This is a genomic window from Cupriavidus sp. 94F1, from assembly GCF_057798875.1.
Map to the genome: position 1 here is coordinate 1 of NZ_JBYOJT010000011.1, position 13197 is coordinate 13197.

The 13197-nt window shown below is 68.1% G+C and carries 10 protein-coding genes and 1 rRNA gene; 3 read left to right on the forward strand and 8 right to left on the reverse strand.

Features of this window, described 5'->3' with window-relative positions:
* Positions 1 to 74, reverse strand: a 16S ribosomal RNA gene (locus AC3FJ6_RS22035); the annotation flags it as partial.
* 484 nt (positions 75 to 558) lie between these two features.
* On the opposite strand from AC3FJ6_RS22035, the gene AC3FJ6_RS22040 reads away from it, so the two are divergent.
* A complete protein-coding gene (locus AC3FJ6_RS22040) occupies positions 559 to 2187 on the forward strand; it encodes a 3'-5' exonuclease family protein (RefSeq protein WP_488773749.1) in 1629 nt (542 codons plus the stop codon).
* Between the two features lie 58 nt (positions 2188 to 2245).
* Here the strand turns inward: AC3FJ6_RS22040 and AC3FJ6_RS22045 are convergent, their stop codons facing one another.
* From AC3FJ6_RS22045 to AC3FJ6_RS22075, 7 genes are all read right to left on the reverse strand, one after another.
* Entirely contained in the window at positions 2246 to 3235 is a 990-nt protein-coding gene (locus AC3FJ6_RS22045) for a Bug family tripartite tricarboxylate transporter substrate binding protein (RefSeq protein ID WP_488773750.1), read from the reverse strand.
* A 136-nt stretch (positions 3236 to 3371) separates the two neighbouring features.
* Positions 3372 to 4349: a Bug family tripartite tricarboxylate transporter substrate binding protein gene (locus AC3FJ6_RS22050; RefSeq protein WP_488773751.1), complete on the reverse strand. Its 978-nt coding sequence runs from the start codon at positions 4347 to 4349 to the stop codon at positions 3372 to 3374.
* Entirely contained in the window at positions 4346 to 5695 is a 1350-nt protein-coding gene (locus tag AC3FJ6_RS22055; RefSeq protein WP_488773752.1) for a DUF1254 domain-containing protein, read from the reverse strand. Before AC3FJ6_RS22055 ends, AC3FJ6_RS22050 begins: the two co-directional genes overlap by 4 nt.
* A gap of 61 nt (positions 5696 to 5756) precedes the next feature.
* Entirely contained in the window at positions 5757 to 7103 is a 1347-nt protein-coding gene (locus AC3FJ6_RS22060; protein ID WP_488773753.1) for a DUF1254 domain-containing protein, read from the reverse strand.
* 32 nt (positions 7104 to 7135) lie between these two features.
* Entirely contained in the window at positions 7136 to 8131 is a 996-nt protein-coding gene (locus AC3FJ6_RS22065; protein WP_488773754.1) for a Bug family tripartite tricarboxylate transporter substrate binding protein, read from the reverse strand.
* A gap of 36 nt (positions 8132 to 8167) precedes the next feature.
* Positions 8168 to 10309: an acetate--CoA ligase family protein gene (locus AC3FJ6_RS22070; protein WP_488773755.1), complete on the reverse strand. Its 2142-nt coding sequence runs from the start codon at positions 10307 to 10309 to the stop codon at positions 8168 to 8170.
* A gap of 76 nt (positions 10310 to 10385) precedes the next feature.
* Positions 10386 to 11192, reverse strand: coding sequence for an IclR family transcriptional regulator (locus tag AC3FJ6_RS22075; protein WP_400393069.1), 807 nt, complete (start codon positions 11190 to 11192; stop codon positions 10386 to 10388).
* A gap of 170 nt (positions 11193 to 11362) precedes the next feature.
* Here AC3FJ6_RS22075 and AC3FJ6_RS22080 point away from each other — a divergent pair, with 170 nt between their 5' ends.
* Positions 11363 to 12046: a TetR/AcrR family transcriptional regulator gene (locus AC3FJ6_RS22080; protein WP_488773756.1), complete on the forward strand. Its 684-nt coding sequence runs from the start codon at positions 11363 to 11365 to the stop codon at positions 12044 to 12046.
* A 118-nt stretch (positions 12047 to 12164) separates the two neighbouring features.
* Complete coding sequence (locus AC3FJ6_RS22085) at positions 12165 to 13163, forward strand: Bug family tripartite tricarboxylate transporter substrate binding protein (protein WP_488773757.1); 999 nt, start codon at positions 12165 to 12167, stop codon at positions 13161 to 13163.
* Positions 13164 to 13197: the final 34 nt, after the last annotated feature.

The following is a 13197-nucleotide window of genomic DNA, read 5'->3' on the forward strand; positions in this document are numbered from 1 at the left end:
CGCTGCCGTTCGACTTGCATGTGTAAGGCATGCCGCCAGCGTTCAATCTGAGCCAGGATCAAACTCTTCAGTTCAATCTCTGTGTGGTGCCGAAGCACCTCGCTCTTTCGAGCGGTCGCTCACTCTCAGAAAACTGACTGGTTCACGTCTCGCGACGCAAACCAACATGTTTTACTGTGCGAGCACTGATAACTTTTGAAGCATCACGAAGCCGAAGCTCCGTGGCGTTCGCCATCAAGCGCCCACACTTATCGGTTGTTTGTTTGTTAAAGAACCCGAGCGACCGGCTTTGCCGTTCGCTGTCGCTGCGTCTTTCGTCGCAGCGGAGAAACGAGATTATGCAGAGCATTCAACGTTTCGTCAACAGTTTTTGCAGAACTTTTTTCTGCCGGCCGGTGCCGCGAACATCGCAACGCCAACCTCCTGCCAACCCCGCAACCGTTGCCGCCGCTGCGTTTGCAGCGCGCTTTGTGTTGCGAGGGGGCGAATATTAGATGGGATTGGCGGCCTGCGCAAGGGGTTTCGCAAAAGAATTTTCCGATCCCGTAGAATCGCCGGATGACGACGCTGCCGGAACCGCCCACCTATCTCCCCGAACGCCTGGCCAGCCGGGACGCGGGGGCGCTCGATGCCCTTGGGCTGGCCACCGCCCTGGCCCGCCCGATTGCCTTTGTCGATCTGGAGACCACGGGGCCAGACGCCCAGCGCGACCGGATCACCGAGATCGGCGTCGTGGAAGTGGGCCCCGACGGCATTCACGAGTGGGACACCCTCGTCGACCCACAGGCCAGCATCCCGCCGTTTATCCAGGGGATGACCGGGATCACCGACGACATGGTGCGCGGCCAACCCACCTTCGCGTCGATAGCCGAACTATTGGCCGAACGGCTACAGGGCCGGCTGTTTGTCGCTCACAATGCCCGCTTCGACTACGGCTTCCTGAAGAACGAATTTCGCCGGGCCGGTGTGACGTTTCGTGCCGATGTCCTTTGTACGCTGCGGTTGTCCCGCTCGCTGTTCCCCTCGGTGGAGCGCCATGGGCTCGACGCGCTGATCGCCCGCTTCAACCTGATACCGAAGGGCCGCCACCGCGCGCTGGCCGACGCCGAGCTGCTCTGGCAGTTCTGGCAGAAGATCCACGGCCTGTATTCGGTCGATCTGGTGGAGTCGGCCGTCAAGACGCTGGTCAAGCATGCCAGCCTGCCCGCCGGCCTGAGCGAGACCGCGCTGGACGACGTGCCGGACCGTCCCGGCGCCTACCTGTTTTACGGTGACGACGACGCGTTGCTATATGTCGGCAAGAGCATCCACCTGCGGCAGCGCATCCGCGCCCATTTTTCCGGCGACCATACCAACCCGAAGGAAATGCGCATCGCACGCGCCGTGCGGCGCGTGGATTGGCGTGAGACCGGGGGAGAGATTGGCGCGCTCCTGCTGGAGGCCCACCTCGTCAAGACGCTGCGGCCGTTGCATAACCATCAGCTGCGCCATAACGACGAGCTGTTCGCCTGGGAAATGGTCGATGGCCTGCCCGCGCCGCGCCTGCGCTCGGACCGTCAGATCGACTTCAGCCGGCATACCCGGCTATATGGTGTGTTTCCGAGCCGCGCCGCGGCACGCGCACGCCTGGTGGCGCTGGCCGAGGAACATCAGCTTTGCCTGGTCACGCTGATGCTCGAAGCGACGGCCCGACGCGGCCACCCCTGTTTTGCGCGGCAAGTCCACCGTTGCGCGGGAGCCTGCACCGGCCATGAATCGCGCGCCGCGCATCGCCTGCGCACGTTGGCGGCACTCGAAGCATTGACGGTGGCCCAGTGGCCATTCGACGGGGCGATTGCCTGGCGCGAAGGCCAGCAACCCGACCAGCCCTGGCACGTGATCGAGGACTGGTGCTACCTGGGCACCGCGCCGACGCTGGCCGACGCTGAAGGGCTGACCTCCCTGCCGGCGCGCTTCGATATGGATACCTACCTGATCCTGGCGCCGCACGTGGCCAGCCTCAGGGCGACGGCCGTGCCGCTGGCCTCGGCGCGCCCGTTCGTGCTGACAGCACCGGTCGCGCCGGTCACGGCGCCGATCGCCACGCCGAGCGTTACCGGTCTCGATACCGGGCTGGCGACAAAGCCACGCGCCACGCCCAGGCGCACGGCAGCCATGACGGACGCCCAGTCATCCCTGTTTGGCTAAACAGGAATCGGCAAGGCCGGCACCGCCCGCAAGGCCACCGGCTGATACCCGGCGTCGATCAATCGATCTTGGCGCCCGATACCTTGACGGCCTGTCCCCAGCGTTTCTGCTCGTTGACGATGGTTGCCGCAAACGCCTCCGGCGACTGCCACGCCGGCTCGGCGCCCTGCGCTTCGAGCTTGGCCTTCGTGTCCGGGTCCGCCAGCACGGTGCGCAGCGCGCCCGACAGCTTGTCGACGATTTCCTTCGGCGTGCCGGCCGGCGCCAGCACACCGTAGAAGCCCACCACCTCGAAACCCTTCAGGCCCGACTCCTCCATGGTCGGCACATCGGGCAGCGCCGGCGAACGCTTGCCCGACGTCACCGCCAGCGCGCGCACCTTGCCGGCCTTGATGTGCTGGGTGAACAGCGGAATCGAGTCGGCCATCATCTGGGCCTGGCCGCCCATCACGTCGGTCAGTGCCGGCGCGCTGCCCTTGTACGGGATATGGACAATGAACGTGCCCGACGCCTGCTTGAACATCTCGGGCATCAGGTGCGAAATGCCGCCATTGCCGCCCGACGCAAAATTGAGCTTGCCCGGGTTGGCCTTGGCATAGGCGATGAATTCCTTCAGGTTCCTGGCGGGCACGTTGTTGTTGACGACCATCACCAGCGGAATCAGCGCGGTACGTGCCACGGGCGCAAAGTCCTTCGGCATGCTGTACGGCAGCTTGGGATAGAGCGATCCGTTGATCGCCATCTGGCCGGTATTGGCGATCAGCAGCGTATAGCCGTCGGGCGCGGCCTTGGCCACGTTGTCCGACCCGATATTGCCGGCGGCGCCAGCCTTGTAGTCGAGCACGACGGGCTGGCCCAGGATCGGCTGCAGCTTCTCGGACAGGATGCGTGCATGCGTATCGACCGGCCCGCCAGGCGGAAATCCCACCACCATGCGGATCGGCTTGTCCGGCCACGCGGCCTGCGCGGCGCCGGCGGCCAGTGCCAGCGGGGAAAGGACCAGGGCAGCCAGGACATGCCGGGCGCGGCGGCAAGCGAACAACGTCATTTCTCTCTCCGGATGCGGCCCCGCTCTACATGGCGGGGACCGGACCGGTATTGTGACGTTTTTGTGACAAATTTGGAAAGGGCTTTGGTCACCGGGCCCGACCGGTAACCCTCCGCCATCCTCCTCAACCCTCCCCTCACTCCAGTACGATGCCGCGCGCCTTGATCAGCGCGCCCCATTTCCTTACCTCCCCGTCGATGAACGCGGCAAAGTCCGCGCTGCTGCCCGGCGACGGCTGCAGGCCCAGCGCCAGCAGCTTCTGACTGATCGGCGGATCGGCCAGCGCCTGGCTGGCATCGCGGTTGATCTGTTGCACGATGGCGGGCGGCGTGCCGGCCGGCGCCACGATGCCGAACCAGCCGTAGCCGACCACGCCGGGCACGCCCTGCTCGGCAAAGGTGGGCGCATCGGGATAGACCGGCGTGCGCGCATCGGCGGCCGCCGCGATCACGCGCAGCTTGCCGGCCTGGATAAAGGGCAGCGCGGTCGTGATCGCCGTCAGCGTGGCATCGACACGTCCGGCCAGCAGTTCGGTATAGGCCGTGGCGTCGCCGCGGTAATGGACGTTGAGCGCCTTGAACCCCGACTGCGCGGCAAACAGCTCGGCCGTCAGGTGCGGGCCCGAGCCGATGCCAGGCGACGCGAACGTGACGCCTTCCGGCTTCTGCTTCGCCATCTTCACGAAGTCCGCCACGGTCTTGACCGGGGAACTGGCGTTGACGATCAGGAACACTGGCCCCAGCACGCGCGGCCCCACGGCGATGAAATCCTTGTGGATATCGAACCGCTGCGACAGACCGGCTGCTGTATTGATGGCGAACGGCGCAGCGGCCCACAGCAGCGTGTAGCCGTCGGCGGGAGCGTGCGCCACGGTTTCGCTGGCCACGCGCGTACCGGCGCCCGGCTTGTTCTCGACCACCACCTGCTGGCCGTATTTGCGGCTCAGCGCCTCGGCCAGCACGCGCGCCGACGTATCGTTCGAACCGCCGGCCCCGTAGGGCGACACCAGCCGCACCGGCTTGCCGGGCCAGGTATTGCCGAAGGCATGCGGCACGACGCCGGCCAGGGCCATCGCGCCCAGCAGGCGGCGGCGGGTCAGTTGCGATGGGGTCATGATGCCTCCCTGATCCGCTCGATGGCGGGATAGCGATAGGTGCGGTCAAGGTGGTCCGGTTGGGGCACGTACAGGCGCAGCGCCACATAGAATGCCCCGGCCGGCGCCGGCAGCCAGTTGCCGAGCAGCGCGCGGTCCTGCGGCGGCTGCGTCGACAGGTACACCGTCAGGCTGCCATCGGCGCCGCGCTTCAGGGACGGAGACCGATCGCCCAGCGAATAGCGCGCAAGGTCGTTCGGCACCAGCATGCAGTCGCCCTTGTCGTACATGGTCAGCGACCAGAACGCGCCCACGCGCGGCAGGTTGTCGGCCGCGAAGTGCAGCCGGTAGGCGTGACCGCCGTCGAGCGGCGCGCCGTCGGCACAGCGGTCGGCCATCACGTACATGGCCTCCTGCACGCCCAGCGCACCAATATAGTTGCGCGCCACCAGCGCGCGTTGCAGGTAGTCCGTGCCATACGACTCGCGCACGTCCACCGACATCGCCCAGCCCCCGCCCATGTCCGACGCTTGCGGCTCGGCCAGGTCGGCCAGCACGCCCTGCAGTGCCGCGCCCAGCGTCTCGACCTGCGCCGGCGTGGGCGTGAGCCCCTGGCCGATGCCGGCTTCGGCGAAGCGGGCCACCATGTCGGCTTCTGCCGGCGGCGGCGGGTTGTCGGCCAGCATCTGGTTGACCACGGCGGCGAAGCGCCGCGGATCGCCCAGATGCTCGCGCGGGTGCATGCCCACATCGAACGCGAACGCGGCCGGTTCCCCGTCGAGCCGCTTCAGCGCAATGGCGTCCTGCAGCGCATGGCCGGCGGCAAGGTCGGCATCGCCGTCCACCAGCAGCCGGCCGATCATCCACACCGCGTTGGTCGGACACGGCACGGCCCGCATGCCGGCAGGTACTTCGCCATGCCAGTCGGGCCCGTGCAGCAGGAAGCGGCCCGCGCCGGTGCCGGTGGTGCGGCTGCCCAGATAGCCAAACGGATTGGTATAGAAATCGAGCAGCCCCAGCACGTAGTAGCGGCCGGCGAAGTCGGGCACTTCGAGCACCACGGGCTCGCGCGACAGGTCGAGCCAGGCATTGGTGTACAGCGTGTCGTTGTTCGGCGTGACCACCTGGCGATGCTGGGGGCCCAGCAGTTCGCGCGTGTGGATCAGGTGGTTGACCCAGCGCAGCGACGATTCGGGGCCGTCGCCGGCAAACCGCCCGGCGCGGTCGCGGCGCGGGCAGGTGGCCGCGCGCATGCGGGCCATCTCGTAGAGCGGCAGCGTGTAGATCACGGCTTCGCGGGCAAGCGGCAGGCCGGGGCTGGCGGTGGTGGTGGCGGTGGTCGTGGCGGTGGTGATGGATTGCGGCATGGGCTGGTGTCTCCTTTCTCTTATAGATATGAGATATGGCGATGCGTGTTCCGAGCCGGGCTCAGCCGATCCGGCGCACGGCGGGGATCGTGTACTGGCCGGCGATAAAGCTGGCGGACGGGTGGTAGAGCCGCAGGATCAGGTAGAACGGGCCATCGGGTGCGGGCAGCCAGTTGGCGTCGTCGGCCGGCCGGGCATGGCCGATGGGAATCACCAGCGTGCCGTCCGGCTCCATGCGCAGTCCCGGTGTGCGGTCGCCCACCGCATAGCGGCCGATCTCGTTGGCCGAGAAATAGCGATCCTCCCCGTAGAGCGACACCGACCAGAACGCTTCGGCCGGCGGCAGCATGCCGGGCGCAAAACGCAGTTCGTATCGATGCCGGCCGTGCAGCGGCTCGCCGTCCGCGTCGAAGTCGGCCATCGCGTAGACGGCTTCGTCCGCGCGCAGCGCGCCCAGCCCCTTCATCGCCGTGCAGGCGCGCAGCACCCAGTCGTCGCCATAGATCCCCAGCCGCATGCTGTAGCCCCACGCCTTGTGCCCCTGGCTGCGGGTATGGGCTTCGATCAGCGCCATGCCCTGGGCGTATGCGCTGCGCAGGCCGTTGACGACGGACGGCCGCAGCGCGGCGATCTCCACATCGTCCTCCAGCCGCAGGCCCACCTTGCGGAGCAGCGTGAACAGGCCTTGCTCCTGCGCGTTGGGCGGGAAGTCGCGCATCGCTCGGAACAGGTTCTGGAAGAAATCCACGCCGGCATCGCCGGAGTCCTGCCACTGCGCCACGCTGGCCGGCCGGGCCGGCCCGGCGCTTTGCACTACCTGGAAGCCCTGCTCGAAGGCGTTGGCACGCGCCAGGTCGTCAGGACCGGTCACCAGCACGCGGCCAATAATCCAGACCAGCGTGGTGGGCGCCTCGACCACGTGCACGCCGCTGCCCCGCTGGCCGGGTCCGACGATCTCCACATTGGCGCCTTCGCGCGGCACGTTGCGCGGACCCAGGTTGGCGAAGTTGTTGGTATGGGCATCGAGCAGTTCGACCACGTAGTAGCGGTCGGCATCGGGCAGCGCGGGCACGCGGATCGTGGCCGGGCCCTCGGCCAGGTTGAGCCATCCGCAAAAATAGAGCAGGTCGTTGGCGGGGGTGACGATGTCGCGGTCTTCGTGCGTCCACTGGCGCGCGCTGGCCGACAGCATGTTCATCGGTGCGCGGCCGTAGCGCGTGGGGGCGTCCACCGATGTCTGCAGCCGGCAGGTGCGCAGGGTTTCGATCAACGGGTAGCCGTAGATCACCAGCGGCAGCGCGGCGGCGGCCACCAGGGCCTCTTGCGGACTGGCGTGAACCGGCGAAGCCAGGGTGGAAGGGGTGTCGGCCGAGGTAGCTGCTGGGTGGGGAAAGGCAGGATGATTCATGGCGATGGTCAGGGTGGATGGGGATGTCGGGTTCATTCCAGCGCGGCGCCGCTCGACTTGACCAGCGCGGCCCATGCCCGCGCGTCGTCGCGCATCTGGTTGGTGAACTGCGTGCGCGACACGGGCTGGTAGCGCATGCCCATGGCCGCGATCTGCGCCTGCAGCGCGCTGTCCTGCATGGCTACGTGCATCGCGCTTTCCAGCCGGTCGACGATGGCCGGCGGCGTCCTGGCCGGCGCGAACAGCGCGTACCAGCTGTCGACACGGAACGCGATGCCGGACTCGGCGAACGTCGGCACATCGGGCAGCGCGGCCGACCGCTCCGAGCCCGACACCGCCAGCGCACGTACCTTGCCGCTGCGGATCAGCGGCAAGGTGCCCGCCAGATCGGACATGGCGATGGGCACCGTGCCGCCCATCACGTCGTTCAGCATCGGCGCCACGCCCTTGTACGGCACGTGCCGCAGGTGGATGCCGGCGGACACGTTCAGGCTCTCGCCGGCCAGATGGCCGCCCGATCCCTGGCCCCAGGAGCCATAGGCGAGGTCCGCGCCCGGCTGCTTCGCCATGGCAATCAGCGCGCGCACGTCCTTGGCCGGAAAGGCCGGGTTGGCCACCAGCACATTGCCGCCGTAGGCAATGCGGCCGATGGGCACGAAGTCGCGCAGCGGGTCGTAAGTCAGCTTCGGAAAGATCGCCGGGGCAATCGCGTGCGTGGCCGAGATGCCCAGCAGGAGCGTATAGCCGTCGGGCGCGGCACGCGCCACCTGTGCCGCGCCGATGGTGCCGGTGGCGCCCGCCACGTTCTCGACGACCACCGTGCCCTTGAGCGCCGCCGACAGGCGCGCGGCCACCATGCGCCCCACCACATCGGTGCCGCCACCGGGCGGGAACGGCACCACCAGCCGGATCGGCTTGCTGGGGTACGCGTCGGCAGCCACTGCCGCGGGCAACATCATCCCGCCCGTCACACCGGCCGCCAGGCACAAGGCCAGGGCGTGCCGCATCCTGCGAATTGCTGATCGCATGGTCTGTCTCCGTATTGTCCAGGATGGGATGCTGCGTCAGCGCAGCGTGATCACGGCATCCGCCGCCACCAGCCCATCGGGGCCGACGATGAACGGATTGATTTCGAGCGTGTCGAGCCGGTCTCCAATCGCGGCTGCCGCGCGCGATACGTTGACCAGCACGTCGGCCACCGCATCGAGATCGATGGCGGGATGGCCACGGTGCCCGCTGCACAGCGCGGCGGCGCGGCTCTGCGTCAGCATGGCCCGAGCGCGCTGGCGCGACAGCGGCGCGAGCCCGAACGCCATCTGCCGGAAGATCTCCACGGCCGTGCCGCCGATGCCGGCCAGCGCCACCAGGCCGAACACCGGATCGCGCCGCACGCCCACCATGATCTCGCCCCAGCCGCGCGCCATCCCCGCGACGATGGCGCCTTCGAACGGCACCGCATTGCCGTCGGCATCGCGTGCCTGCGCTGCGGCCCGGCGCACCTGGGCGAACGCGGCGCGCACGGCGCCGGCATCGCGCAGGTTCAGCGCCACGCCGCCGATATCGCTCTTGTGCAGGATATGGCGCGAGCAGATCTTGACGGCCACTGGATAGCCGATCGATTCGGCAAGGTCCACCGCCGCTTCGGCATGCTGGGCCACGCCGTGCGGCACCACCGGCACGCCGGCAGCGGCCAGCCATGCCATGGCCTCGGCTTCCGACAGCGCGGTGGCGTCGGGCGGCAGGGCTGGGGGATGAAGAGGCGCGCTGTTGTCCGCGCCAACAGGCGCGTCTGCGGCCGCTTCCATGGCGGCCGCCTTCGCCAGCGCGGCCACGGCCTCCATGGTATGCGCGGGTTCGCGGAACACCAGGCAGCCACGCGCCTCGAGCCAGGCGCGCTTGTCGTCGTCCATCACGCCCGAGATCAGCAACGGTGCGGCGTGGCGGTCGGCTTCGAGTGCGGACACGGTGTCCTGGAGCACGGGCCAGAGGCGCGGCGCATTGACACCGCCGGCCAGAAATGCCGCCACCGCCCCGTACTGGCCGCAGCGCGCCACGTTGGCCAGCGCATCGACGAACACCTGCGGCTGCGCCACCACCTGGCCGGTGACGTCGATGGGATTGGCGGTACTGGCAAACGGGATGGCCGCGCGCAGCGCCTGCGCGGCGGTATCCGGCATTGGTGGCAACGGCAGGCCCAGCGTCTCGGCGCTGTCGGCCATCATGATGCCGACCCCGCCCGATACCGTGACGATGGCCACGGGCGCCACCGCATCGGCGGCCAGGCCCGTTGGCGATTGCCATTGCGCCGGCCGCCGGCCACGCGCCAGCGTATAGCCAAGCCGGAAGAATGCTTCGAGCGTGTGCGCGCGATGCACGCCGTATTCGTCGAACACCGCCTGGTACACGGCGTCCTCGCCAGCCAGGCTGGCGGTATGCGATTGTGCTGCGCTGGCGCCCGCCGCCGTGGTGCCCACCTTGGCGATCACCACGGGCTTGCCCGCAGCGCGGGCGGCGGCAAGCGCGCGGCGCAAGCGCATGCCATCGCGCGCGCCCTCGACATAGGCCAGGATCACCTGCGTCTGCGGATCGTTGGCCAGCCATTCGATCACGTCGGCCACCTGCAGCCCGGCTTCGTTGCCCGTGGTCACCCAATGGCTCAGGCCCAGCCCCGCCTCGCGCGCCAGCGCAAATGCGTACGCGCCAAATGCGCCGCTCTGGCTCACCAGCCCCACGTGGCCGACCGGCGGCACGCCACTGAGCGGAATCGGCGAGAACGTGGCGAACATGCGCTCGCGCAAGTTCATCGCCCCCAGGCAATTAGGGCCCAGCAACTGCACGCCGTGCGCATGGGCCTGCGTGGCCAGTGCGTGCTGCAGGGCATCGCCGCCGCTGACTTCGGCAAAGCCGGACGTGAACACCACGGCCGCCCGCGTGCCGGCCTGGCCCAGTTGCGCCATCACGTCGGGCGCGGCGGGTGCCGGCACGGCCACGATGGCCAGATCGACGGGCTCGCCGATGTCGGCCACGGTCGCATAGGCGCGCAGCCCCTGCACGGTATCGGCGCCCGGGTTGACCGGAAACACGCGGCCGCCGTAGCCGAGTTCGCCAAGCAGGCGAATCGGCACGCCACCCACCTTTTCGGGCTGCGTCGATGCGCCGATCACCGCGATCGATCGCGGGCACAACAAGGGCTGCAGGTCCAGCATGGTGTCTCCGTTGATGACACCGCGGTACGTGCCACGGCGTTCTGTCGTGCGGGCGATCCGGGCCCGCGTCCGGCGGCTAGCGTCCCACGCCGGCCATGTTCTCGATGGCGCGCACCATCTCGCGCAGCAGCGGCGCCACGCGCTTTTCCATCATGCCGCGCCTGACGCGCAGACCCGGCAGCGCGCAGTTGAACAGCAGCGGCCGGTTCAGGTACGTGATGCGCGAATACACGCCCACGCCATGGATGTCCTCGCCGGCATCGCCTTCATTGAGCGTGAAGCCGCGCTTGGGGTAGTGCGCCACGTTGTGGCAGACGGTCTCGTAGCAGACGCCGAATTCCTCCGGACGCTCGGTGCGCGCCAGCATCATCAGCTTCTCGAACTCGCCCTTCGACAGCGTGCAGAGGAAGGCCCGCCCCATTGCCGTGGTCAGCACCGAACGTACGGCGCCCACGGCCGGCCGCGCCGACGTGCCCTCCATGTGCGTGCACGACTCCAGGTACGTCACGTCCAGCCGGTGCGCCACGCCCATCGACACCGCGCCCTCCACCTGGTTGGCCAGTGCCTGCATCAGCGGGCGCGCCAGGTGGCGCACCTGCAGGCCGGCCAGGTAGGGATAGCCCAGCGCCAGCACCTGCGCCCCGACGAAATACTTGTCGAGCTTGGGGTCCCAGTCGAGATATCCCAGTTCGAACAGCGTGCGGCAGATGCGCGACACCGTGGCGCGGGGCAGTTGCAGCCGCTGCGACAGTTCGCCATTGCCCAGCGGGCGCGGATCGTCGATGAAGCAGCGCAGCAGCGCAAACCCCTTGGCCAGCAGCCCGCCGAACGAAGGGTCTTCGCGGCGGCGTTCGGCAATGAATTGTTCGACCGGGGTGTTCATGGGCATGTCGTCTCCTGGATTCCAGTGTGGGCGTCGATTCGGCATCGTGTCAAAAAGCGGAACGCATTTCCATATATTGGAAATCAGGAGCGTAAACCCCGACTTGACGGTGCACGCGGCCGAATCGTAAGGTGCAAAACCGAATCCGAATTCGCATACGGAAAATCGTCATGCAAGCCACCTCCCCAAGTAACGAAACCGCCACTTCCGTATCGGCCTTTCCCCGGGTCGATACGTCGTCGATCCTGCAACCGCCGCGCCAGCGCCGGGCGCGGGAGACCGAGCAGGCCCTGCTGACGGCCGGGCGCCAGTTGCTGGCCGAACGCGACTTCGCGGCCGTGTCGGTCGCGCAGATCGCAGCCGCCTGTCAGGTGTCGGTGGGTGCGTTCTACGGCCGGTTCCGCGACAAGATGGCGTTCTTCGATGCGCTGCGTGCGTCGGTGATGGAGGAATCCGATGCGTCGGTGGCGCGCTACATGGCCGAGCATCGCTGGCAGGAAGCCCCGGCGGCCCAGATCCTCGACAAGACCATGCGCTTCATGGTCAATGGCTGCCGCAATAACCGTGGCGTGATTCGCGCATCGCTCAAGCACGCCACCACGCATCCCGAGCAGTGGCTGCCGCACCAGAAGAACGGGCAGGCGCTGATCGAGCGGCTCGTGATCCTGCTGGTGCCGCGTCTGTCCGGGCCGGCCGACGAAGCCGAGCTGCGCGTGCGGTTTGCCATGCAGATGGTGTTCGGGATGCTCGTCAATGCGGTGCTGAACAATCCCGGGCCGCTGCAACTCGATGACGAGCGCCTGCCCGGCGAAATGGCGCGCATGGTGGGCCGCTACCTGGGCATCGAAGCCTGACGGGCCTGGCCACCCCCGCACCGCTTTCCCTCGCTTCATCCGTCCAACCGCCCGCATCAGCCGCAACCATAGCGGCATGTCTGGGAAGCAGACCGGGCACAAAAAGAGGAGACACACCATGAAGCAAACCACGCTGCCGCGCCGGCGGTGGGCGGCTCGCATCGCCTGCGCGGCGATGTCGTTGCTGCCGCTGGCCGCGCTTGCGCAGGGCGACTATCCGACCAAGCCGGTCCGCCTGGTGGTGCCCTACCCGGCCGGCGGCCTGACCGACACGCTGGCGCGCCAGGTGGCCGACGGGCTGTCCAAACGGCTTGGCCAGCCGGTGGTGGTGGAAAACAAGAGCGGCGCGGGCGGCATTATCGGCACCGATTTCGTCGCCAAGGCGGCGCCCGACGGCTACACGCTGCTGATGACCATTCCCGGGCCGATCACCGCCAACCTGGCGCTCTACAAGAAGCTGCCCTACGACCCGCGCACCGATCTGCGCCCGGTCTCGGACGTGGCGATGGCCCGCACGGTGCTGGCGGTCAACAGCGGCGTGCCGGTCAAGACCGTCAACGAACTGATTACCTACGCGAAGAAAGAGCCGGGCAAGCTGCGCATGGGATCGTGGGGGCCGGGCACGCAGCCACACACCATCCAGGCCTACATGGACAAGACCTACGGCGTTGACATCCTGCATGTGCCGTATCGCGGCGAAGGGCCGATGGTGACCGACCTGCTGGCCGGCCAGGTCAACGTGACGATCGGTTCGGTCACCACGCTGCGCCAGCACATCGCCACCGGCAAGCTGCGGCCGCTGGCCGTGGCCGGCACCACGCGCGCCCGGGCCTTGCCCGACGTGCCGACGTTCGCTGAGGCCGGCTATGGCGATGCGGCCTACAAGATCGTCGGCCCGACAACGCTGCTGGCGCCGGCGAAGACACCTGAGGCCATCGTCGAGCGGCTGGGCCGCGAAGTGGCGTCGCTGGTCAAGACGCCCGAGATGCAGGCAAAGATCGACGAAATGGGCGCCGAGCCGATCGGTAACACGCCGGGCGAGGCCGAACGCGCCTACAAGGCCTACCTGCCGGTGGTGCTGAAGCTGACCGCCGATACCGGCGTGACGCTCGACTGACTTCGCGCCTTTGCCTGCTGCATGCCGCCGTGTG